The sequence below is a fragment of the Comamonas sp. genome, from assembly GCF_036666375.1.
GTDB lineage: Bacteria > Pseudomonadota > Gammaproteobacteria > Burkholderiales > Burkholderiaceae_C > Comamonas.
In genome coordinates this window covers 21,142-44,658 of the sequence record NZ_JAVWWA010000014.1, presented here as the reverse complement: position 1 = coordinate 44,658, position 23,517 = coordinate 21,142, and the positions used below count along the sequence as shown (strand labels likewise).

At 65.3% G+C, this 23,517-nt stretch carries 22 protein-coding genes; all 22 read right to left on the bottom strand.

All coding sequences use genetic code 11. The annotated features are described in order from the left end of the window. Positions 1-68: 68 nt before the first annotated feature. Positions 69-1,634, bottom strand: coding sequence for a nitrogen regulation protein NR(I) (gene ntrC / locus RR928_RS05525; RefSeq protein WP_332681715.1), 1,566 nt, complete (start codon positions 1,632-1,634; stop codon positions 69-71). A gap of 39 nt (positions 1,635-1,673) precedes the next feature. After that, positions 1,674-2,753, bottom strand: a complete 1,080-nt coding sequence (gene glnL / locus RR928_RS05520; protein WP_332535115.1) for a nitrogen regulation protein NR(II) — start codon at positions 2,751-2,753, stop codon at positions 1,674-1,676. An 8-nt stretch (positions 2,754-2,761) separates the two neighbouring features. After that, a complete protein-coding gene (locus RR928_RS05515) occupies positions 2,762-3,280 on the bottom strand; it encodes a hypothetical protein (RefSeq protein ID WP_332535114.1) in 519 nt (172 codons plus the stop codon). Between the two features lie 199 nt (positions 3,281-3,479). Then, positions 3,480-4,895: a type I glutamate--ammonia ligase gene (gene glnA, locus RR928_RS05510; RefSeq protein WP_332535113.1), complete on the bottom strand. Its 1,416-nt coding sequence runs from the start codon at positions 4,893-4,895 to the stop codon at positions 3,480-3,482. A 187-nt stretch (positions 4,896-5,082) separates the two neighbouring features. After that, complete coding sequence (locus RR928_RS05505) at positions 5,083-5,904, bottom strand: competence/damage-inducible protein A (RefSeq protein ID WP_332681713.1); 822 nt, start codon at positions 5,902-5,904, stop codon at positions 5,083-5,085. Positions 5,905-5,910: 6 nt separating this feature from the next. Beyond that, complete coding sequence (locus RR928_RS05500; RefSeq protein ID WP_332548413.1) at positions 5,911-6,798, bottom strand: EI24 domain-containing protein; 888 nt, start codon at positions 6,796-6,798, stop codon at positions 5,911-5,913. A gap of 25 nt (positions 6,799-6,823) precedes the next feature. Then, complete coding sequence (locus RR928_RS05495) at positions 6,824-7,801, bottom strand: sterol desaturase family protein (protein WP_332535109.1); 978 nt, start codon at positions 7,799-7,801, stop codon at positions 6,824-6,826. An 11-nt stretch (positions 7,802-7,812) separates the two neighbouring features. After that, complete coding sequence (locus RR928_RS05490) at positions 7,813-8,613, bottom strand: polysaccharide deacetylase family protein (protein ID WP_332548412.1); 801 nt, start codon at positions 8,611-8,613, stop codon at positions 7,813-7,815. A 4-nt stretch (positions 8,614-8,617) separates the two neighbouring features. Then, the gene (locus tag RR928_RS05485; protein WP_332535155.1) at positions 8,618-9,553 is read right to left on the bottom strand and encodes a YVTN family beta-propeller repeat protein; all 936 of its coding nucleotides are present in this window, start codon (positions 9,551-9,553) and stop codon (positions 8,618-8,620) included. Between the two features lie 417 nt (positions 9,554-9,970). Beyond that, positions 9,971-10,495: a phosphoribosyltransferase gene (locus tag RR928_RS05480; RefSeq protein WP_332535105.1), complete on the bottom strand. Its 525-nt coding sequence runs from the start codon at positions 10,493-10,495 to the stop codon at positions 9,971-9,973. A gap of 41 nt (positions 10,496-10,536) precedes the next feature. Beyond that, on the bottom strand, positions 10,537-11,913 hold the full coding sequence (locus RR928_RS05475) for an adenylosuccinate synthase (RefSeq protein WP_332535103.1): 1,377 nt from the start codon (positions 11,911-11,913) through the stop codon (positions 10,537-10,539). 19 nt (positions 11,914-11,932) lie between these two features. Then, positions 11,933-13,090: an ATP phosphoribosyltransferase regulatory subunit gene (locus RR928_RS05470; protein ID WP_332535101.1), complete on the bottom strand. Its 1,158-nt coding sequence runs from the start codon at positions 13,088-13,090 to the stop codon at positions 11,933-11,935. Between the two features lie 239 nt (positions 13,091-13,329). Then, positions 13,330-14,217, bottom strand: coding sequence for a protease modulator HflC (hflC, locus tag RR928_RS05465; RefSeq protein ID WP_332535099.1), 888 nt, complete (start codon positions 14,215-14,217; stop codon positions 13,330-13,332). 9 nt (positions 14,218-14,226) lie between these two features. Then, on the bottom strand, positions 14,227-15,606 hold the full coding sequence (hflK, locus tag RR928_RS05460) for an FtsH protease activity modulator HflK (RefSeq protein ID WP_332535097.1): 1,380 nt from the start codon (positions 15,604-15,606) through the stop codon (positions 14,227-14,229). A 72-nt stretch (positions 15,607-15,678) separates the two neighbouring features. Continuing rightward, positions 15,679-16,842 (bottom strand): GTPase HflX, encoded by a 1,164-nt coding sequence (gene hflX, locus RR928_RS05455; protein WP_332535095.1) that lies wholly within the window; start codon positions 16,840-16,842, stop codon positions 15,679-15,681. Positions 16,843-16,902: 60 nt separating this feature from the next. Continuing rightward, positions 16,903-17,160, bottom strand: coding sequence for an RNA chaperone Hfq (hfq, locus tag RR928_RS05450; protein ID WP_231044172.1), 258 nt, complete (start codon positions 17,158-17,160; stop codon positions 16,903-16,905). 158 nt (positions 17,161-17,318) lie between these two features. Beyond that, positions 17,319-18,662 carry a ribosome biogenesis GTPase Der gene (gene der / locus RR928_RS05445; RefSeq protein ID WP_332535093.1) on the bottom strand — a complete coding sequence of 448 codons (1,344 nt, stop codon included), beginning with the start codon at positions 18,660-18,662 and terminating at the stop codon, positions 17,319-17,321. A 13-nt stretch (positions 18,663-18,675) separates the two neighbouring features. Further along, positions 18,676-19,818 carry an outer membrane protein assembly factor BamB gene (gene bamB, locus RR928_RS05440; protein ID WP_332535091.1) on the bottom strand — a complete coding sequence of 381 codons (1,143 nt, stop codon included), beginning with the start codon at positions 19,816-19,818 and terminating at the stop codon, positions 18,676-18,678. Beyond that, positions 19,815-20,489, bottom strand: coding sequence for a YfgM family protein (locus tag RR928_RS05435; RefSeq protein WP_332535090.1), 675 nt, complete (start codon positions 20,487-20,489; stop codon positions 19,815-19,817). Before RR928_RS05435 ends, bamB begins: the two co-directional genes overlap by 4 nt. A gap of 17 nt (positions 20,490-20,506) precedes the next feature. After that, positions 20,507-21,775 carry a histidine--tRNA ligase gene (gene hisS, locus RR928_RS05430; protein ID WP_332535088.1) on the bottom strand — a complete coding sequence of 423 codons (1,269 nt, stop codon included), beginning with the start codon at positions 21,773-21,775 and terminating at the stop codon, positions 20,507-20,509. A gap of 116 nt (positions 21,776-21,891) precedes the next feature. Beyond that, complete coding sequence (ispG, locus tag RR928_RS05425; RefSeq protein ID WP_332535086.1) at positions 21,892-23,130, bottom strand: flavodoxin-dependent (E)-4-hydroxy-3-methylbut-2-enyl-diphosphate synthase; 1,239 nt, start codon at positions 23,128-23,130, stop codon at positions 21,892-21,894. A gap of 30 nt (positions 23,131-23,160) precedes the next feature. Then, the coding region (locus RR928_RS05420; protein WP_332681704.1) for a DUF4115 domain-containing protein at positions 23,161-23,517 on the bottom strand (357 nt) is incomplete at its 5' end.

Here is a 23,517-nt window from a genome sequence, read left to right as displayed (position 1 = left end):
CCAGGTCAGTGAGTCCGACACGCTGGCGTAGGACGGGATGACGCCGGTCCGGCGCCATCCGGGCCGGCTCAGTGCTCTTCGCCCGCTTCCAGACCCAGTTCCTGGATCTTGCGCGTGATGGTGTTGCGGCCTATGCCCAGGCGTTGCGCGGCTTCCATGCGCCGGCCGTGGGTGACCTGCAGCGCCGTGCGGATCAGGTGCGACTCGAAGCGTCGGCTCAGCACATCCCAGACATCGGCCTGGCCGCTTTCAAGCAGCTGGCGCGCCTGCACGTCGAGCAAGGGCTCCCAGGTCGACGGCGCCGCGCCCGCCACCGGCATGTCGGCTGCGGCTGCGTCGTGCAGACCCGTCGCCGGCACGATAGCCGGCGCAAGCACCTCGTCGCGCTCGACCACGGGAACTGGCTCGGGCGGCGCGAAGACCGGCGCTGCGCCAGCGGCAACGGCGCTACCGGGAAGTTCCTGCAGCACTTCGGGCGGCAGGTCCTTGACCGAGATCTGCTGCGCGGGCGCCATCACGGTGAGCCAGTGGCAGATGTTTTCCAGCTGACGCACATTGCCCGGGAACGAGAACGCCTCGAGCCGCTGCAGCGCGGCCTCGGCAATGCGCTTGGGCTCGACACCCAGCTGACGCGCGCTCTGCTGCAGGAAATGGCGAGCGAGCATGCGCACGTCCTCGCGGCGCTCGCGCAGCGCCGGCAGGCGCAGACGGATCACGTTGAGGCGGTGGAACAAATCCTCGCGAAAGCCGCCTTCGCGCACGCGCTGCTCCAAATCCTGGTGGGTCGCGGCGATCACGCGCACATGCGACTTCACCGGAGCATGGCCGCCCACGCGGTAGAAATGGCCGTCGGACAGCACGCGCAGCAGGCGCGTCTGCAGGTCGAACGGCATGTCGCCGATTTCATCGAGAAACAGCGTGCCGCCGTCGGCCTGCTCGAAGCGCCCGCGGCGCTGGGTCTGCGCGCCGGTGAACGCACCGCGCTCATGGCCGAACAGTTCGCTTTCCAGCAGGTCCTTGGGAATGGCCGCGGTATTGATCGCGACGAACGGTCCGCCCGAGACGGGCGAATGCTTGTGCAGCGCGCGCGCGACCAGCTCCTTGCCCGAGCCCGATTCGCCCGTGATCAGCACCGTCACCTGGCTCTGGCTCAGGCGGCCGATGGCGCGGAACACGTCCTGCATGGCGGGCGCCTGGCCCAGCATTTCGGCGTTCAGCGGCGCCTGGTCCTCGATGATCTCCTCGCGCTGGCTTTCCTCGACCGCGCGGCGGATCAGCTCCACGGCCTTGGGCAGGTCGAACGGCTTGGCCAGGTATTCGAACGCTCCGCGCTGGAAGGCCGACACGGCGCTGTCCAGGTCGGAGTACGCCGTCATGATGATCACCGGCAGGCCGGGCTGCTGGGTGCGCACCTGCTCGAGCAGCTGCAGGCCCGAGCCGCCGGGCATGCGGATATCGCTGACCAGCACCTGGGGAGGCTGGCGCGCGGGATCGCTGGCGTCTATGTCGGCCAGCGCCTCGAGCACTTCGCGCGGATTGGTGAAGCTGCGGGTCGGCAGGTTTTCCCGTGCCAGGGCCTTTTCCAGGACGAAGCGGATCGAAGGGTCGTCATCTACTATCCAGATCGGCTTCATACTTTCTTGCTTCCTTACGCTTGGGTGTTGTCATGGACCTCAGGGCAAGGGGATGAGAATGCGGAAATCGGTGCAACCTGGCTGGCTGTCGCATTCGATCAAGCCATCGTGCCGCTGCACAAAGGTCTGGGCCAATGTCAGCCCCAGACCCGATCCGCCGTCCCGTCCAGACACCAGGGGATAGAAAATCCTGTCCCTGATGGTCTCTGGCACGCCCGGTCCGTTGTCTATCACATGCAATTCCAATGCCAGGCGGTAGCGCTGTTTACCAAAAGTCACCTGCCGCGCGACGCGTGTGCGCAGAGTGATGCAGGCATCGCCCTGCACAATGCGTGGCGCGAGTGCCTGCGCGGCGTTCTGCACGATGTTCAGCACGGCCTGTATCAGCTGCGCGCGGTCGCCGCGGAACTCGGGAATCGAGGTGTCGTAGTCGCGCCGCACGCTCAGGCCCTGCGGGTACTCGACCAGCACCAGCGAGCGCACGCGCTCGCAGACTTCGTGGATGTTGACGTCGCCGACCAGATGCGGATGGCGGTGCGGCGCGAGCAGGCGATCGACCAGGCTCTGCAGCCGGTCGGCTTCGTGCACGATCACCTGGGTGTACTCGCGCATCTCGGGGCTCTCGAGGTCCATCTCGAGCAGCTGCGCCGCGCCGCGAATGCCGCCCAGCGGGTTCTTGATCTCGTGCGCGAGGTTGCGTATCAGCTCCTTGTGCGCCTGCGTCTGCTCGATCAGCCGCTCCTCGCGGTCCTGGCGCACCTGCTGCTCGAGCGGCGACATCTCGAGCAGCACATGGCCCGAGCCTTCGGCGATCGACACGATCACCTGCATGGGAATCGACTCCTTGGCCTGGCGCCGCAGGCTGGCTTCGAAGCGCAGCGCCGCATAGTCCTGCACGCGCGCGCCGTCCATGGCCTTGTGCAGCAGCGCCGGGTCGACAAAGTGTTCGGAAAAGTCGCTGCCTTCGAGCATGCGCCGCGACAGGCCCAGCGCGTTCTCCAGCGCCGCATTGGCAAACAGCACCGAACCGTCAAGCGCCAGCACGGCCGTCAGGGTACAGAGCGAATCGAAGACATGGTAGGCGCTTTCCGGGCGCCGGTTCTCGAGGGAAAGGGGCATGTACGCCTTCAGTTGACGGGCACATCGGCCGCGGCTGCCGGCAGGCGGGCAATTTCCCGGCGCAGACCCGCGATGTCGCTCTGGTAGCGCGCGATCTGCGCCTTGAGGCTGGCCGTGCGCTCGATATAGCCCTGGGGATTGCGCAGCTCCAGCGCCGAGCGCTCGGGGCTGCCGTTGTTGTATTCGAGCTCCAGCTGGGCCAGGCGTTCCTGCGACTTGGCGAGCTCGCCCTGCAGGATGGCGCGCGCATCCGAATCGCGCACGCGCTGGGCGCTGCCTTCGGCGCGCGGTGCAGGCGCGGGCGCGGCGCCGCTGCGGGCGGCCGGCGCCGCGGGTGCCGCCGAGGCACCGGGTGGCGGGCCGCCATGGATCACGGTCACATGACCGCCTTCCACGGGCTTGCAACCGCGCTCCTTGGCGCTGGTCGCATTGTTGGTGTATTCATTGCCACAGCGGTAGATCGTGCTCTGGGCCGAAGCCAGGGGTGCGAGCAGCGGCAATAACAGGAGTACAAGCAGTTTTTTCATCACAGTCCTCGGTCACCGTTGGCCTGCGGACAGGCGCGGCGCAGTAACCAACAGTATCGCCTGATCCGGTGACAAACAGGCGAATTGCCCCGCGCGCTGTGCGCGTGCGCCCACATTGCACACGCCGTGCAGGCGAAAAAAAAGCGGCTTGCGCCGCTTCTCTTGTGCTGCGCCCCTTGCGGGGCGGCAGCTGGCTCCATCAGAGCGAGTAGTACATGTCGTATTCGACAGGGTGCACGGCCTGGCGGAAACGCGTCACTTCGGTCATCTTCAGTTCGATGTAGGCATCGAGCATGGAGTCCGAGAACACGCCACCCTTGGTCAGGAACGCGCGGTCGGCGTCCAGGGCTTCGAGGGCCTGGTCCAGGCTGTGGCACACGGTGGGCACCAGCTTGTCTTCTTCCGGGGGCAGATGGTACAGATCCTTGGTCGCGGCTTCGCCGGGATGGATCTTGTTTTCCACGCCGTCCAGACCCGCCATCAGCAGAGCCGAGAAGCACAGGTAAGGGTTGGCCAGTGGATCGGGGAAGCGCGCTTCGATGCGGCGGCCCTTGGGGTTCGACACGTAAGGAATACGGATCGAAGCCGAACGGTTCTTGGCCGAGTAGGCCAGCTTGACCGGAGCTTCGAAGCCGGGGACCAGACGCTTGTAGCTGTTGGTGCCGGGGTTGGTGATGGCGTTCAGTGCACGGGCGTGCTTGATGATGCCGCCGATGTAGTACAGCGCGTAGTCAGACAGACCGGCATAGCCGTCGCCGGCAAACAGGTTCTTGCCGTCTTTCCAGACCGACTGGTGCACGTGCATGCCCGAGCCGTTGTCGCCAGCGTAGGGCTTGGGCATGAAGGTCGCCGTCTTGCCATAGGTGTTGGCCACGTTCCAGACGACGTACTTGAGCTGCTGCGTCCAGTCGGCGCGTTCCACCAGCGTGGAGAAGCGCGTGCCGATTTCGTTCTGGCCTGCGCCCGCCACTTCGTGGTGGAACACTTCGACCGGAATGCCCAGCGATTCGAGGATCAGCGACATCTCGGCGCGCATGTCTTGCGTGCTGTCGACGGGAGGCACGGGGAAGTAGCCGCCCTTGGCACGGGGACGGTGACCACGGTTGCCGGTTTCGAACTTGGTGCCGCTGTTCCAGGGAGCTTCGTATTCTTCGATTTCGAAGAAGGGGTTGTGAGGCTCGGTACCCCAGCGCACGCCGTCGAAAATGAAGAATTCTGGCTCGGGTCCGAAGTAGGCGGTATCGCCCAGGCCCGATGCCTTCAGGTAGGCTTCAGCGCGCTTGGCGATGGAACGCGGATCGCGGTCGTAGGCCTTGCCGTCGCTGGGTTCGATCACGTCACACTGCAGGAACAGCGTGGTTTCTTCGAAGAAGGGGTCGATGTTCGCGGTGGCGGGATCGGGCATCAATTGCATGTCCGAGGCTTCAATGCCCTTCCAGCCAGCCACCGAGGAGCCGTCGAATGCATGGCCCGAAGTGAACTTGTCTTCATCGAAGTGCGACACAGGCACGGTCACGTGCTGTTCCTTGCCGCGGGTATCGGTGAAACGCAGGTCAACAAACTTGACCTCGTTCTCCTTCACCATCTTCATCACATCTGCAACGGTCTTAGCCATCAGGGTCTCCTGCAAAAACGGCTTGTTCAAAAAATGTTGCAATACTTCAAGCAGTTTGCGTGCCAACTTTGCACGCACTCCGATTGCCGTATTCGCTGGTGCTCACCCGCTCGCCCAAAGGCAGGCACCGTACCATGGCAGCGCCGAGCTTCACCAAAACGGTGCAATTCTGCGATGCCGAAAAAAATCACCCATTCCGCACCACTTCGGTGCTGTAATTCGCACCAATAGAGTGCAAGCCCTCAATCAGTGCAGGCCAGGCGGATTCGACCGCCGTGGCCAGGCCCTTGATGCCGAGCTCGACATGCGCGCCGTGCACCGCATGGTCCACGCTGGGCAGGCTGAACACCCGAATGTCGCCATGGGCGGCTTCGAGTTGCTGCATCAGCGGCGTGAGTGTAGCCTCCCCCACGCCAAAAACCAGCACCGAACGCTCCTGCCGCGCAGGGCCATGGAACAGCGGCGCATAGTGCAGGTCGAGCACGCTTTCAACCATGGGCCAGGCCATGACCGGAAAGCCGGGCACGAAATGCACGGCACCGCCCGCGCGGCCCGCGCAGGAAAAACCGGGAATCTTGTTGTAGGGGTTGGCGATGATGCTTGCGCCCTGCGGAAAATTGCCCATCTGCAGCCGGTGCAGGTTGTCGGGCCGGCCGGGCTCGAACACTTCGCCCTTCTCGGCCGCGACATCGCGCATGCGCTCCTCGATCAGCGCCACGGCTTCGGGGTGCAGTGCCAGCGGCACGCCCAGCGCCTGGGCCGCGCACTGGCGCGTATGGTCGTCGGGCGTGGCGCCTATGCCGCCAAACGAGAACACCACGCTCGCGCTGTCGAACGCGCGCTCCAGCGCGGCCGTGAGCCGCGGCCGGTCGTCCCCTATGTATTCAGCGTATGACAGCGACAGGCCACGCGCCGCCAGCAGTTCAATCACCTTGGACAGATGCTTGTCTGCCCTTTTACCCGAAAGAATCTCATCGCCAATGATGATGGCGCCAAACTGCAAATCCATGAACACTCACTTGTGGGGGGAGGAAAGAGGCGGCACCTGCGCCGAAGATTCGGGCTGGGGCGCCAAGGGCACGATCACGTCGGCGGCGTCGACCGGCTGCGGGTTGGCGCGCAGCAGCTCGAGCGCCGCCAGGCAGAAATGCGCGAACCACAGCGACGAGAACGCGAACACCAGCGCATAGATCCAGATTGCCAGCGGAATCAGCACCCAGAACGCGGCCAGGAACAGCATGCCCGAAGCCCAGACAATGGCCGGCGCAGCGCCCAGATAGCCGCAGACCACGCCCATGACCATGAGGCTGTAGCGATGGCGCAGGAACAGCACGCGCCGCTCGCGCTTGCTCGCGTGCTCGGCCAGCGCATCGAAGGCCATGACCCGGTAGGTGAGCCAGCCCCAGATCAGCGGCGGGATGATCAGCACCAGCGGCGGCACGAACCACAGCGGAACGGAAACGACCAGGGCAATCAGCGCGATCAGCGTCGAGCCCAGCGACCAGGCGAGGCTCGCGAGCAGCGAGCCGCCCAGCTTGCGCTCTAGCATGGGAAAACGCCGCTCGGCGACCAGCCGCACCAGCGCGGGCGCCATGCACAACGCGACCAGCAGCAGCGACAGCACGACGATGATGGGCATCGCGACCAGCACCACCAGCACCGGCGCCACCGCGGCCGAGCCAAAGCCCACGCCGCGCGCCTGCAGCCAGCCCCAGGCGGTCTGCAGCCAGCCCGCGCCGTCGAGCAGTTCCTGCACCCATTGCACCGTCGGCCCCCAGAAGAAGTAACCGAGCACGGTCGACAACAGGGTCATGAACAGCAGCGGGACCAGGGACCAGAGGATTACCCGTTTGTGCAGACAGTAAGCTGCTGCACGCCAGAAGGAGTCGATAAGCAGTCGCATGCCTCTAGGATACCCATTGCGGGCCTCAAGCGCGACCCATCAAACGCAGAACCCCGCGCCACTGCTGGCTCCAGAAGCCTTCCCCATAGTCACGCAGGCGTCCGCGGGCATCGGGTTCGACCTGATCCCGGATGCCGGTAGGGTCATAGCGCAGCTCGAAATTGGCCGTGCCGAACAGCATGTCCCACACCGGCAGCAGCACGGCGAAGTTGTTTCCACCCCGGCGCACACGCTGGCCGTCGGGCGTTTCATGGCCGATTCCAATGGTGTGGTGGCGGCGGTGAAAGCGCGGGCTGACCCACAGCCGCTCGCCCACGCGGCCGAACCACAGGCGCAGATTCGCGTGGTGCAGGCTTTCGCTGAGCTGGGTGATGGCGACGATGGCGACGAACTGGCCGGGTGCCAGACCGATGATCTGCGCCACCAGCACGATGATGCTGTCGCGCAACAGGTCGTCGAGCAGATGGTTGCGGTTGTCGCTCCACATCGTCATCTGGCGCTGCGAATGGTGCAGCGCATGCAGCTTCCACCACCAGCCGAAATGGTGCTGGCCGCGGTGTATCCAGTAGTCGAGCAGGTCGAACACCACGAGGTACAGCAGCAGGCTGACCCAGGCCTGGTCGGTCACGCCGGGCCAGAGGTTGTCGAGGTGATAGGTGGGCATGCCCCACACGCGCAGCGTGCCGAACAGATGGTCCCACAACGGATCGATAGAGAAGAACAGCGCGATGCGAAACAGGCCCAGCCGGTGCACCAGCGTATAAAGAATATCGACGCGTATCGCGCGCCGGTCGGTCACGGCCTCGACGGGCCACAGGCGCTGCAGCGGCGCGATCAGCAGCACCATCACCACCAGCTGGATCAGCCCGACCAGCAGCCAGCCCGTGGCCGTGTAGCCGTCCTCGAGCAGATTGCCCAGCCCCAGACCAAACAGCAGCGGCTGCACCACGCCCTCGAACAGCCACTGTTGCGCTGCGTTGAACCAATCCACCAAGACCTGCATAACCTCTCCACTCAACGCGTCTGCGTTATCCAATCACGGTAATCAGGATGTGTGTCCAGCGTGCGAAAGCAAAAGCCCTGCTCCTTCAGCCCGACGATCAGCGGCTCGAGCACCGCGGGCGCCCAGGCATCCTTGCGTGACCATATGCCCAGATGCGCCAACAAGATATCACCGCTGCGTATGCGCTGCAGCGCCTGGGCCAGCAAGGCCTTGTTGCTGAAGCGCTCGCTGGGCAGCTCGTCGCCCAGAAACCCCGCGGGCGACCAGCCCACATGCGCCCAGCCGCAGGACCTGGCCGCGGCCAGCAGCGCGGGCGAAGTCTTGCCGCCCGGCGCGCGAAACAACGGCAGCGGCTTCTTGCCCGTGATCTGCTGCAGCCGCTCGGCCGACTGCTTGATTTCGGCGCAGTAGCCCGCGGCGCTGAGCGTATAGGTTTCGCCTTCGCGCGGTCCGGCCGAAGGCTTGACGCGAAAGGCCGGTGCCTGGGGGCTGCCCGCATCACCGCGCCAGTAGGCATGCGACCAGGTGTGGGAAGCGAAAGCATGGCCTTCGGCGGCGCGCGCGCGCCACCAGGGTGCCCAGTGCTCGCCCAGGCTGCCGTCGCCCTCCTTCGTCGCCTCGTTGGCGCCGAAGAAAGTCACGCGCACCTGCTGGCGCTGCAGCACTTCGGCGACCAGCGGCGCGACGCCCATGTGGCCGGTGTCGAACGTCAGATAGACCGGTTTGCAGGCATCCTTGGCCCAGGCGCCGAACGACAGCAGGCTGGCGCCCAGCAGGCTGGCGGCGAGCAAGGCGTTACGGCGCAGCGCCATGACTTCAGCGCGGCGCGTGCGCCAGCGTCCACACGCCGTGCGGCGACTTGCCCACGTTGACCTGGCGCACGACCTTCTTCTCGACCGTGTCGATCACCGACAGCTTGCGCGCCCAGCGCGAGCTCAGATAGATGTAGCGGCCGTCGGCCGAGACTTCCATGCAGTCCGGACCGCCGGGCGCGGGATAGGTGTCGACCAGCTGCTGGGTCTGCATGTCGATCTTGCCTATGGTGTTGGCCACGCGGTTGCTGACATAGAGATGGCGCTTGTCGCCCGCGGCGCGGAACGCGTGCGCGCCCTTGCCGGTCTTGATCAGCGCCATGTTGCGCGGCGGGCCGGCGGAGATGTCGAACACTTCCACGCTGTCGCTGCCCGTGAGGCCGATGTAGAGCCGCTTGCCGTCGGGGCTGCCGTAGATGTCGGCGGGCATGGCACCGGTGCGCACGCGCGCGGTGATGACCTGCGTCGCCATGTCGATCGCGACCAGCTCGTCGCTGTCCTGCATGGTCGAATACAGCGTGGCGCTGCGCGCGTCTATCCACAGGTGGCTGGGGGTCTTGCCCGTGCTCACGCGTTTGGCAAGCACCGGCTGCTGGCCGTCCCAGCGGTAGAAGTCGATATGGTCGAGCCGGTTGGCGGCCGTCACCAGCCACTTCATGTCGGGACTGAAGCGCAGGTGGTAGGGATCGGAAATATCGCGCACCACGCGCTGCACCTGGGCCGTGCGCGGATCGAGGAAGGTCAGCGAATCGCCCAGCGCATTGGCGACGATCAGCGATTTCTCGTCGGGCGTCAGATAAAGATGGTGCGGCTCCTTGCCCGTGGGAATGCGCTGGGTCTCGACCCAGCGTTCGGGATCGATCACGCTGACCGAGGCATCGAGCGAATTGAGCACGAAGATCGGGGGCAGCTTGGCCGGGGGCGTATTCGCCGCGGGCAGCGGCGCGGCAGCGGCCGGAACCGGCGTTGCGGGTGGCGCAGCGAAGGCCCCCGTGGCGGCCACACCGGCCCATCCGATCAAAACCAGGGCAGCGCGTCGCTGCTCGAAAGAATTGCGCTTCACAAACCACCACTTTCTAGAGTGCGTGCAGTGTATCTGCGCGCCACACTGGTGCGTGCGTGTGCACCAAAGCTTGTCACCAGATGTCATCTAAAACCAACAGTGACACAGGGCGGCGCGGCAAAAAAAAGACCGCCTAAGCGGTCTTGGATATCGGCGGAAAAAGTCATTCACGTTTTCCAAACCTAGCATGCCCCAGCTCAGGGGCACCGAGCAAGGGCCGCCCCGCAGCGATGGTGCCGCCCCCCTCCACCGAAGGTTGAGAGGGGGAAGCGGCGTAAGCCGCTCAGGGGGTGCTTAGAGTTTCCACTTTTCCAGCAGCTTTTGCGGGCCCATGTTGTCGTAGCTTTCAAACGGCTGGTGGATCCAGGGATTGGTCGGCAGGAATTCCACCGAGTAGTCGGCCTTGAAGGTCGACAGGCCCTTGGTCCAGATCACCGCGCTGCGCAGCTCGGTGATGGGAGCGTAGTTGCTCTTGAGCATTCCGACCACGGCATTGAGCGTGTGGCCCGAGTCCGCGAGGTCGTCGACCAGCAGCACGCGGCCCGCGATCTCGCCCTTGGGCGTGGTGATGAAGCGTGCGATGTCCAGGTGGCCCTGCACCGTGCCGGCTTCGGCGCGGTAGGAGCTGGTGGACATGATGGCCAGGGGCTTGTCGAAAATGCGGCTCAGGATGTCACCGGGGCGCAGGCCACCGCGTGCCAGGCACAGGATGGTGTCGAATTCCCAGCCGGACTGGTGGATCTTGAGCGCGAGCTTCTCGATCAGGCCGTGGTACTCGTCGTAGCTTACGTACAGGTGATTACCGTCTTCGGTCAACATGGTGCTTTCCTGTTTTCAGTCGTGGATACAGACGGCGGCGATCAGGCTGCGCTGTAGGGGTTGTGCATGAGGATCGTGTGATCGCGGTCGGGGCTGGTCGACACCATGGCGATCGGCACGCCGGTCACTTCGGCGATGCGGTCCAGATAGCGACGCGCCGAGGCCGGCAGCTTGTCGTAGTCGGTCACGCCCACGGTCGAATCGGTCCAGCCGGGAATGGTTTCGTAGATCGGCTTGCAGCGCGCGATGTCGTCCGCGCCCATGGGCAGCAGGTCTATGGTTTCGCCGTCGAGTTCGTAACCGACGCAGAGCTTGAGTTCCTCGAGGCCGTCGAGCACGTCGAGCTTGGTGATGCACAGACCCGACAGGCCGTTGACCTGGGCCGAGCGCTTGAGCAGGGCCGCGTCAAACCAGCCGCAACGGCGGCTGCGGCCCGTGGTCACGCCCTTTTCGGCACCGATGGTGCTCATGTGATAACCGGGCGTGCCTTCCTTTTCCCAATCGAGTTCGGTGGGGAACGGGCCGCCGCCGACGCGCGTGCAATACGCCTTGGTGATGCCCAGCACGTAGTGCAGCAGGCTCGGGCCCACGCCCGAACCGGCGGCGGCGTTGCCGGCCACGCAGTTGCTCGAGGTCACATAGGGGTAGGTGCCGTGGTCCACGTCGAGCAGCGTGCCTTGCGCGCCTTCGAACAGCAGGTTGCCGCCGGCCTGGTGGGCTTCGTTGAGCTCGCGCGAGACGTCGGCCATCATGGGCTTGAGCAGCTCGGCGTGGCGCATGGCCTCGTCGTAGACCGCGTCGAACTGCACTTCGCCGTCGGCGATGTAGGGCTTGAGCGCATCACCGAAAGTGAAGTTCTTCGAGCCGAGCACATGCACCAGGATGTGGTTGTGCAGGGCCAGCAGTTCGCGCAGCTTGGTGGCGAAGCGCTCGGGGTACTTCAGATCCTGCACGCGCAGCGCGCGGCGCGCGATCTTGTCTTCGTAGGCCGGGCCTATGCCGCGGCCGGTGGTGCCGATCTTCTCGGTACCGCCCTGCTCGCGCGCGGCTTCGCGGGCGACGTCGAGGGCTGCATGGAAAGGCAGGATCAGCGGGCAGGCTTCGCTCACGCGCAGGCGGTTGCGCACCTGCACGCCGGCTTTTTCCAGGCCTTCGATTTCCTCGAACAGCTTGGCGGCCGACAGCACCACGCCGTTGCCGATGTAGCACTTGACGCCGGCGCGCATGATGCCGCTGGGAATCAGGTGCAGCGCGGTCTTGACGCCGTTGATGACCAAGGTGTGACCGGCATTGTGACCGCCCTGGAAGCGCACGACGCCCTGGGCGCTTTCCGTGAGCCAGTCCACGAGCTTGCCCTTGCCTTCGTCACCCCACTGGGTGCCGACCACGACCACGTTGCGACCTTTGGTTGCTTTCATATTCAAATCCGATGAAATGTCAAATGCCTGAAATGGCTTGTACGACCCATTGCCCGGCGACTTGCACCAGTTCTCGGTCGCAGTGAAATTCGTCTACTTCGCTTCCGTGGCCCGGCAGCACGCAGACCACCGTCTCGCCCTGCTGGCGCAAGGCGGCAATCGCCGCGCTCACGTCCTGCGCATCGCCCCAGGGCGCGCGGATCGCGGCCTTGAGGGCGCGCGTGGGCACCACGCTCACCAGTTGCTTGATGTCCAGGCTGAAGCCGGCCGCGGGCCGGTTGCGACCGAACACCGCACCGACCTCGTCGTAACGGCCGCCGCGCACCAGCGCATCGCTGGCACCGGGCACGTACATCGCGAAGCGCGTGCCGCTGTAGTAGCCATAGCCGCGCAGGTCGGCGAGATCGAAGGTCACGTTCACGCCGTCGAGCCGCGCTGCCAGCCACTTGAGGTGGGTCAGCACTTCGGCCACGCCGGGCACGCCCGCGAGCACCTTCTCGGCTTCGTCCAGCACCTGCACGTCGCCGTACAGCTGCAGCAAGGCCATCAGGCCGTTGCGCGAAGCCGCGGGAAAATCACGCGTCAGCTGGGCCAGCTCGCTCGCATCCTTGGTGGCGAGCGCGGCGTGCACGGCATGCAGCACCTGGGCGTCGACGTCCACACCGGCGAGCAGGCTGCGCACCACGCGCACATCGGCCATGTCGACGCTGACGTCGCTCACCTGGGCGCTGCGCAGGCAGGCCAGCGCGAGCAGCAGGGCTTCGAGGTCGGCCTCCAGGCCGGCATGGCCATAGATTTCCGCGCCGAACTGCAGCGGCTCACGCGTGGCGCGTGGACGATCAGGACGGGTATGGAGCACCGGGCCGCAATAGCAAAGGCGTGTGACGCCTCGGCGATTGAGCAGATGGGCGTCGATGCGGGCCACCTGCTGGGTGGTATCGGCGCGCAGACCCAGCGAACGTCCGGAAAGCTGGTCAACCAGCTTGAACGTCTGCAGGTCCAGGGCTTCGCCGGTACCCGTCAGCAGGGACTCCAGATGCTCCAGAAGGGGAGGCATGACCAGCTCATACCCGTAGCTACGCGCCGTATCGAGCAATCCTCGACGCAATTCTTCGATGTGCCGTGCCTCGGAAGGCAATACATCGGCGATGTGATCCGGCAGGACCCAAGCAGACATGGAAAAAAGGGGAGGCTGTTAAAAACGCGATTCTACGGGATAGCTGCGACATCCCACCCTTCCTTGCACCAAGGCCTAGCCTCGTCACACAGTATTGCTTGCTTAATGACAGGTATTGGGTGCGGAAAGTCCGCAGCCCGGCCCCGGCCATCCAACGTGCCCGCCAATGCAAAGAGGGGCCTGAGCCCCTCTTTTTTTTCCGGTCATGCGCCCGTACAGGCCAGGCGCAGTCGGGATGCCTACTTGGCCGCGGCGCCGCTGCGCATGGCCTTGAAGAATTCCGACGACGCGGGGTCGAGCACCATCACGTCGCTCTTCTTGCTGAAGCTGGCCTTGTAGGCTTCGAGGCTGCGGTAGAACTGCGCGAACTGCGGATCGCGGCCAAAGGCCTCGGCATAGATGCGCGCGGCTTCGGCATCGCCTTCGCCCTTGATCTTCTGCGCGTCGCGGTAGGCGTTGGCGATCGTGACTTCGCGCTGGCGATCGGCGTCGGCGCGGATCTTTTCGCCTTCGGCGCCGCCGGTCGAACGCAGCTCGTTGGCCACGCGCTTGCGCTCGGCTTCCATGCGGCGGTAGACCGACTCGGTGATCGATTCCGCATAGTCGACGCGCGTGATGCGCACATCGACCACGTCCATGCCCCAGGGCTTGGCGCCGCGCACGGATTCGAGCACTTCGCGCTTCACATCGGCCATCAGCGCTTCACGCTTGTCGGCCAGCAGGTCCTTGACGGTGCGCTTGTTGATTTCCTCCTGGAAAGCATTGCGCACCACGCGGTTGAGCTGCATCGTGCCCGCGGTCTCGTCCAGGCCCACGTTGCGGATGTACTCCGAAGGCTCGGAGATGCGCCAGCGCACATACCAGTCGATCACCACGCGCTGCTTTTCAGCGGTCAGCATAGGCTCGGTATCGGTGCTGTCGAGCGTCAGCAGACGCTTGTCGAGGTAGCGCACGTTCTGGAACGGCGGGGGCATCTTGATGTGCAGGCCCGGCTCGGTGATCACTTCCTTGATCTGGCCGAGCGCGTAGACCACGCCGAACTGGCGCTGATCGACGACAAACAGCATGGAGCTGAGCAAGGCCAGCACCACCAGCAGGGTGGAGACAATAAATCCGACTCTGTTCACAAGAATCTCCTAGCGAGCATCGCGCTCGCGCGAACGACCATTGTCGCGCGCACGGGCATCATTCAGGGTGGAGGAAGGCACGGTCACCGTGCCTGCGGCCGGGGCGCTGGCGGCGCCCGCTGCGGAGCTGTCGGTCGCGCCACCCGCCTGGCCCGCGGACTGCATGATCTTGTCGAGCGGCAGGTACAGCAGGTTCGAGCCCTTGCTCGAATCGACCAGCACCTTGGTCACGTTGCCGTAGATCTGCTGCATGCTTTCGAGATACAGGCGGTCGCGCGTGACCTGGGGCGCCTTCTGGTATTCGGTCAGCAGCGAGCTGAAGCGCTGGCCGTCACCCTGGGCCTGGGCCACGATGCGTTCCTTGTAGCCCGCGGCTTCTTCCTGCATGCGCGAAGCGACACCGACCGCGCGCGGCACGACGTCGTTGGCATAGGCCTGGGCTTCGTTCTTCGCGCGCTCGCGCTCCTGCGCGGCCTTGAGCACGTCGTCGAACGAGGCCTGCACCTGCTCGGGCGGACGCACGCCGCCCTGCTGCAGGTTGATGCCCACGACTTCCACGCCGACCTTGTAGCGGTCGAGAATGGTCTGCATCAGCTGGCGCACGCGCGGCGCGATCTGGTCGCGCTCTTCGGACAGCGCCGCATCCATGCGCATCTTGCCGACGACTTCACGCACCGACGTTTCGGCGGCCTGGACCACGGCCTCGGCCGGGTTCTTGCTCTCGAACAGCCAGGCGCGCGCATCGCTCAGGCGGTACTGCACGGCAAACTTGATTTCGACGATGTTCTCGTCCTGCGTCAGCATGGCCGATTCGCGCAGACCCGTGCTCTTGATCACGTTGTCGCGGCCGACATCGGTGGAGCGGATCTGCGTCACGAACACCAGTTCATGGCGCTGGATGGGATAAGGCAGGCGCCAGTTGAAACCCGCACCGACCGTACTCTGGTACTTGCCGAACTGGGTGATCACGGCCTGCTGGCCTTCCTGCACGATGAAGAAGCCCGTGCCCAGCCAGATCAGCACGGCAACGCCGGCGATCACACCGATGCCGGCACCGGCATTCTTCATGTCCGGCTGGAAGCCGCCATTGCCGCCGGGCGGCTGGCCGTTGCCGCCATTCTTGCCGCGGAACAGTCCCGCCAGCTTGCGGTTGAGGTCACCCCACAGCTCGTCCAGGTCCGGGGGATTGCCCTGGCCCTGGCCTTGCGGCCGGCGATCGCGGCCGTTCGCCGGAGGAATCGGGCGGTCGCCGTCGGGCCGGGGACCTTGTCCCGAGCCGTCCGAGTCCTTGTCATCGCCCCGACCCCAGCGGGGATCGTTCAGGTTGAACATCCCCCGAAGGCGCTTGGGCAGCAGCGCCCAACGGGACGCGCGGTGTGAAAAATTCATGCGAAAAGTCTCAAGTATTTTGCAAAAAGACAGGGATCCCTTCGGCATTTTGCCCAAACAGGGCTTGGCGCCTCATAAATCAGCGGGGTTGTCGGGGATCTTATCCGCCCCCTTCGCTGCCAGAACGCTCTCGGTGAGCGACTGGCGCAATGCTGGCAGACCTTCACCCGCGCGCGCGCTGACGAACAGCCGTGGCACGGGTTGACCGTCCCACTCATATGTATCCTGCAGCAATACCGGCCGCAATTCAGCGGGAATGGCATCGAGCTTGTTGAAGATCAGCAACTGGGGAATTCCGTCAGCACCGATTTCGGCAAGCACTTTCTGCACTTCAGCGATCTGCTCGGGGAACGCGGGATTCGACGCATCGACCACATGCAGCAGCAGATCGGCGTCTATCGCCTCCTGCAGCGTCGCCTGGAACGCATCGACCAGGCCGTGTGGCAGATCGCGGATGAAGCCCACGGTATCCGACAGGGACACAGATTGGCGCGCATCGCTCAAATACAACTGGCGCGTGGTCGTGTCCAGCGTCGCGAACAGCTGGTCGGCCGCGTAGGCGCGGGCCTTGACCAGCGCATTGAACAGCGTCGACTTGCCGGCATTGGTGTAGCCGACCAGCGAGACGTTGAACACGTCCTGGCGCTCGCGCTGGCGGCGCTGCGTGGCGCGCTGCTTCTTGACCTTGACCAGGCGCTCGCGCGTGCTTTTGATCGATTTGTCGATCATCCGGCGATCGAGCTCGATCTGGGTTTCACCCGGGCCGCCGCGCGCACCGATACCGCCGCGCTGGCGCTCCAGATGGGACCAGCGGCGCACCAGGCGTGTGGCCAGATACTGCAGGCGCGCGAGCTCCACCTGGAGCTTGCCTTCATGGCTGCGCGCGCGCTGGCCGAAAATCTCGAGAATCAGCAGCGTGCGGTCGGTGACCGGCATGTCCAGATGGCGCTCGAGGTTGCGCTGCTGCGCCGGGCTCAGCGCCTGGTCGAACAGGATTTCCTGCGCACCATGCATCTGCGCGAGCATGCGGATCTCGTCGGCCTTGCCGCTGCCGACGAAAAGCGCCGCGTCGGGCACCTTGCGCTTGCAGGTCAGGCGCGCGACGGGCTCCAGGCCTGCGGTCTGGGCGAGCAATCCGAGCTCTTCGAGCTCGGAATCAAAATGGGGCAGCCCGAAATCCACACCGACCAGAAGGACCGGTGTGGCGGGGCCGTTGGGAGTATCAGGAGTGCCCATGCAGACGCTCCGTCAGTACGCGACTCCCGGTCGCGGGGGAAAAGACTGGGTGGTGCAATCTCAAGCGCCAGCGGCTTCGTTGTCCGCAGCGGTTTCGGCTGTGGAGAAGTTCACGGCACGGCCGGGAACAATGGTGGAAATGGCGTGCTTGTACACCATTTGGGTGACGGTATTGCGCAGAAGCACGACGTACTGGTCAAAAGACTCGATCTGACCCTGGAGCTTGATGCCGTTGACGAGATAAATCGAGACCGGCACATGCTCGCGACGCAGCGCGTTCAGGAACGGATCTTGGAGGAGTTGGCCTTTATTGCTCACGATATTCTCCGTGTTCAAGGAGTGTTGTTGTAAACCGACACCTTACCACAAGCCTTGCGGACCCCGGATTACCGGGGGGCACCGAGGTCTTTTGCGGCCGGGCCGCCCAATGCAAAAGTGGCCCTTGGGGGCCACTTTCGTCGGGGGTCTTGCGGCGATTATTTGTCTTTGTCGGCGTAAGGATTCGCCGAAGTCTTCATCTCGATGCGCAGCGGCGTGCCCACGAGATTGAACTCCTTGCGGAAACGCCCTTCGAGGAAGCGCTTGTACACGTCCGTCACATGCTCGAGCGAGTTGCCGTGGATCACGATGACCGGCGGGTTCATGCCGCCCTGGTGGGCGTAACGCATCTTGGGGCGGAACATGCCGGCGCGCTTGGGCGCCTGGAACTGAACCGCTTCGAGCAGCAGGCGCGTGAGCACCGGTGTCGACATCTTGCAGGTGGCTGCCTTGTGCGCCTGGGCGATCGATGCCCAGACCGGGCCCAGGCCCTGGCGCTTGCGCGCCGAGATGAAGTGCATGGACGCGAACTTGAGGAACGACAGGCGCGACTCGATCGAGCGCTGCAGCAGCTCGCGCTGGTACTCGTCGACCGCATCCCACTTGTTCACGGCCAGCACCACGGCGCGACCGCTTTCCAGGATGAACCCGGCGATGTGCGAGTCCTGCTCGGTCACGCCCTGCGTCGCATCGATCAGCAGCAGCACGACGTTGGCCGACTCGATGGCCTGCAGCGTCTTGACCACCGAGAACTTCTCGATGGCTTCGAACACCTTGCCCTTGCGGCGCAGGCCGGCAGTGTCGATCAGCTCGAACTTCTGGCCGTTGCGCTCGAACGGCACGGAAATCGCGTCGCGCGTCGTGCCCGGCATGTCGAATGCGACCAGGCGCTCTTCACCCAGCCAGGTGTTGATCAGCGTCGACTTGCCGGCATTGGGACGGCCGGCGACGGCCAGCTTGATCGGGCCGAGTTCGCCCTCTTCCAGCGATTCCTCTTCGGGCTCGGGCAGGTGCAGCGGTTCGAGCGCGAGCTCGACCAGGCCGCGAATACCCTGGCCGTGGGCCGCGGACACCGGGTGCACCGCGCCCAGACCGAGTTCGTAGAACTCGGTCAGCTGCACGCCTTCGAGCATGCCTTCGGCCTTGTTGGCGATCAGCAGGCAGGGCTTGCCCAGACGCCGCAGGTACTTGGCGATGTCATGGTCCTGTGCCGAGACACCGGCACGCGCATCGACCACGAAGATGACCACATCGGCTTCGGCCACGGCCTGTTGCGTCTGCTTGGCCATTTCCTTGAAAATGCCGCTGGTTGCATCGGGTTCGAAGCCGCCGGTGTCAATCACGATGTACTCGTGCTTGCCCTGCTTGCCCTGGCCGTAATGACGGTCCCGCGTCAACCCGGCATAGTCGGCGACGATCGCATCTCTCGACTTCGTGAGCCGATTGAACAGCGTCGATTTGCCCACATTCGGGCGCCCTACAAGGGCAATAACTGGCTTCATCCCAGAATACCTATCAATCCGGCCGGAAGCCGTACACGCCACCATTGCGCGTCACGACCACCAGCGTATCCGCAGCCACCACCGGTGCTGCAGCAATCCCGGAGTCATCGGTCGTCAGGCGGTTCAACGGAGAACCATCCTCTTTGGACAACAGATGCACCAGACCTTCGTCATCGCCCACCACCACTGAGCGCCCCAACAGCAAAGGTGCTGTCAGCTTGCGCAGTTGCAGGCGATCCGTTGACCACAGGCGGCTGCCATCGGCACGCCGCCATGCGATCACTGTTCCATTGCCTTCGGAGCCGACAATGCGTTCGGCGTCACCGCCCACGCCTTGCGCGCCCCGGGCCGGCTGGGCCCACTGCAGACGTGCACTGCCCACGTCCACGCAGGCCACCGAGGCCTGGAAGGTGCGGGCGCACAGCTGCCCGCCTTCGCGGCTCAGCGGCCCCACCAGGTCGACCAGGCGCTCGACATCGTTGGTGCCGCGCGGGCTGGCCAAAGCGGCTTCCCACAGCACGGCGCCGTTGTCGGGATTCAGGCCCACGAGCCGGCCCGCGAGACCGGCCATCAGCGTATCGCCGACGGCCGTGAGCACGCCCGCCTGGCGCAGCACCAGCGATTCGCCGGTACGTTGCTGCACCCACAGCTGGCGTCCATTCTCGGCATCGAAGGCCGTGAGCGCGCGGTCGGCCGACAGCACGAACACGCGGCCGCCAGCGACCAGCGGCGGCGTGTACGACGCCGCGGGCAGGCGCTTGCGCCAGACTTCACGGCCCTGCTCCAGCAGCACCACTTCGTTAGCGCGCGTGACCACGGCCTGCAGGCGTTCATTGCCGCCCACGCCGGCCGTCAGCGGCTGGCCGACCTTGGCCTGCCACAGCGAGGCACCCGAGCTGGCGTCCAGCGCCTGCAGGCTGCCATCTATGCTTGCCAGCACCACGGTCGTGCCATGCACATGCGGCACCAGGGGCAATTGCCCAAGGGGCGCGATTTTAGCCGTCCAGGCCTTCTGCACGGGCAGCAGGGCCACATTGGGCCCCAGATCCGCGGGCTTGACCTTGCTGGAGTTCCAGAACGCACAGCCGCCGAGGCTCACGATCAGGCCGAAAGTACAGAGGCTGCGCACCAGGCGCGTTGGCAGGCTGCGGGTCATAGTTTGGCTTCCGTTGGGCTGGCCTTGGCCTGGACTTGCACGCCCAGTGCATTGAGCTTGAATTCCACCAGGCGGCGATAGTCGATCTGGCTGTCGAATGCCTTGTAGGCTTTTTCGTATTCAGCCACGGCTTCGGTCTTCTTGTCCTGCAGCGCATAGACGTCGCCACGGCGGTCGGCGGCCACGGCCGTGAACTCCGCGGGGAACGCGGCCGACAGTTGCTGCAGCGCGGCATCGGGCTGCTTTTGCTCGAGCAGCACCGCGGCCAGGCGCAGGCGCGCAAGCGCCTGCAGACCGTTGTCGCTGCCCTTGTCGGCAACCCAGCTGAGCGCATCCTTGGCCTGGTCCCATTGGCCCGCATCGGCATAGGCCTTGGCGGCCAGCAGACCCGACTGCGCGGCCTGCTGGGTGCCGGAATAGCTGCTCTTCAGATCGGTCAGCGCCTGGCCTATGCGGTCGAGCTGCTTGCCTTCGACGGCCTGGGTCACTGCATCCGCGAGCGCCGCGGCCTGCGTGGCCTGGCGCGCCTGCCAGTATTGGTAGCCATTCCAGGCCGCGAAGCTGCCGAACACAACAATCAGGGCACCCGTGATCGGGGTGCCCCATTTGTTCCAGAAATGCTTGAGCTGGTCAAGTTGCTCTTGTTCTTCAAGATCGAAATGTTGGGCCATGGCTATGCTGGGTGTTTTTAGTCTGTCGATTGTAGAAGGGTCGCCCACTGCGCCACGGCGCTGAGGGATTGCGTGGTCTGGGCGCCGCTGCCGTCGCGCAGCGATTTGACCGTGACCTGGCCCTGCGCGAGTTCGTCCGAACCGAACACCAGCGCAAAGCGCGCGCCGCTCGCATCGGCTTTCTTGAACTGCGACTTCATGCTGCCCATGCCCTCGCCCGCAGCGCCCGAGGGGCTGTGCAGCTGCACGCTGACGCCGGCGCCGCGCAGCGCCTGTATCACCTGGCTGACCTGGGGCAGCGCGGCCGCATCGGGCACCACCGCATAGGCGTCGGGCACGGGCGCGGCCGTCGCCAGACCGGCTTCCTTGACCAGTTCGAGCACGCGCTCGACACCCAGCGCCCAACCCACGGCCGGTGCCGACTTGCCGCCGATCTGCTCGATCAGGTAGTCATAGCGGCCGCCGCCGCAGATCGTGCCCTGCGAGCCCAGCTGATCGGTGATGAACTCGAACACCGTGAGGTTGTAGTAGTCCATGCCGCGCACCAGGCGCGGGTTGATGCTCCAGACCACGCCGTTGGCGTCGAGGATGGCGGTGACGGCGTTGAGGTGGGCCAGCGAGGCTTCGCCCAGGAAGTCGAGCAGCCGCGGCGCGGCCTGGACCATGGCCTGCATGGCCGGGTTCTTGGTGTCGAGAATGCGCAGCGGGTTGCTGTGCAGGCGGCGCTTGGCTTCCTCGTCGAGCAGGTCCTGGTGCTGCTCCAGATAGGTGATCAGCGCGGCGCGGTGCGCGCGGCGCTCGTCGGGCTGGCCCAGGCTGTTGAGTTCCAGGCGCACCTGCTGCAGGCCCAGTTCCTTCCACAGCGCGTCGGCCAGAAGAATCAGTTCGGCATCGACTTCGGGGCCGTGAAAGCCCAGCGCCTCGGCACCGATCTGGTGGAACTGGCGGTAACGGCCGCGCTGCGGACGCTCGTGGCGGAACATCGGGCCCATGTAGTACAGGCGCTTGCCGCCGTCATACAGCAGATTGCTTTCGACCACCGCGCGCACCACGCCGGCCGTGGCTTCGGGGCGCAGCGTGAGCTGCTCGCCGTTGAGCCGGTCCTCGAAGGAATACATTTCCTTCTCGACGATATCGGTGACCTCGCCCAGACCGCGCACGAACAGCGGCGTGGGCTCGACGATGGGCGTGCGGATGTTGCGGTAGGCATAGCGCTGCATCAGGCTGCGCACTTTTTCCTCCAGCCATTCCCAGCGGGCGGAATCGGGGGGAAGAATATCGTTCATGCCTTTGACGGCAACAATCTTTCCCGGCTTGGGAGAGGTTTTGGTTTCAGTGGTCACGGCAAAAATGGGTGAGATCAAGATTCAGGCGCTGCGCGGGCAGCGCAGCGGGCAGCGACTTATTGCGCCTGGGCGCCGTAACGGCGGCGCACATAGTTGTCGACCAGCGCGTGGAATTCCTCGGCGATGTTGTCCCCGCGCAGCGTCAAGGCCTTTTCGCCATCGATGAACACCGGCGCGGCCGGTGCTTCGCCGTTGCCCGGCAGGCTGATGCCGATGTCGGCATGCTTGCTTTCGCCCGGGCCGTTGACGATGCAGCCCATGACGGCCACGCGCATCGCTTCCACGCCCGGATAGTTCAGGCGCCAGACCGGCATCTGCGCGCGCAGATGGTCGTCGATGCGCTTGGCCAGCTCCTGGAACGTGGTGCTGGTGGTGCGCCCGCACCCCGGGCAGGCCGTGACGCTGGGCACGAACATGCGCATTCCCAGCGACTGCAGGATTTCCGCGGCGACCACCACTTCCTGGGTGCGTGCCTCGCCGGGCTGGGGCGTGAGCGAGACGCGGATGGTGTCGCCAATGCCTTCTTGCAGCAGCACCGACAGCGCCGCGGCCGAGGCCACCGTACCCTTGGTGCCCATGCCGGCTTCGGTCAGGCCCAGGTGCAGCGCATAGTCGCAGCGGCGCGACAGCTCGCGGTAGACCGAAATCAGGTCCTGCACGCCGCTGACCTTGCACGACAGGATGATCTGGTTGCCGGCCAGGCCCATGCTTTCGGCCAGGCGCGCGGAGTCGATGGCCGACGTGATCAGCGCTTCGTACATCACCTGGCGCGGGTCCCAGGGCTGGGCGCGGCGGCCGTTCTCGTCCATCAGGCTGGCGAGCAATTCCTGATCGAGACTGCCCCAGTTGACGCCTATGCGCACCGCCTTGTCGTAGCGCGCCGCGGCTTCAATCATCTGGCCGAACTGCTTGTCGCGCTTGTCGCCCTTGCCCACGTTGCCGGGGTTGATGCGGTATTTGGACAGCGCCTTCGCGCATTCCGGATAATCGGTCAGCAGGCGGTGACCGTTGTAATGGAAGTCGCCGACCAGCGGCACGTTCTCGCCCATGCGGTCGAGCTGCTCGCGGATATAAGGCACGGCCGCGGCCGCCTCGGGCGTGTTCACGGTGATGCGCACCATTTCCGAGCCGGCCTGGGCCAGTTCACGGATCTGTATCGCGGTTTCCACGGCCTCGACCGTGTCGGTATTGGTCATCGACTGGATGCGCACCGGCGCATCGCCGCCCACCGTCACGACACGATCTCCCCAGACCACGCGCGCCTGGCGCGAGCGCCGCGCCGCGGGAGCGGACATGGGGATGGGCAGCTGTTCTTTGCTGTTCACTTATTTCACCTCGAAGCGTGCTACGTCTTTACCCTGGGCCGCGGCCGCAAGGTCGAAAGCCTGGCCGCCGACCTGCAGCGTGGTGACCGCGACGCGACCCACCACCACCTGCACCGGCAGCTGCGCCGCGACCTGGGCGGACTCCCCGGCTGCCAGATTCTTGCTCAACACCACGGCACCGCGTGCATCCTTGACCTGTACCCAGGAAGGGGCCGAGGCATTGAAGACCAGCGACTGCTGGCCGGGCGGCAGCGGCGCGGCAGCGACCGGCGTACCGGCGGCGGGCATACCGGCAGCGGGCGTACCGGCAACGGGCGTACCGGCGGCGGGCGCAGGCGTTTCGGCGGCGACAGGTGC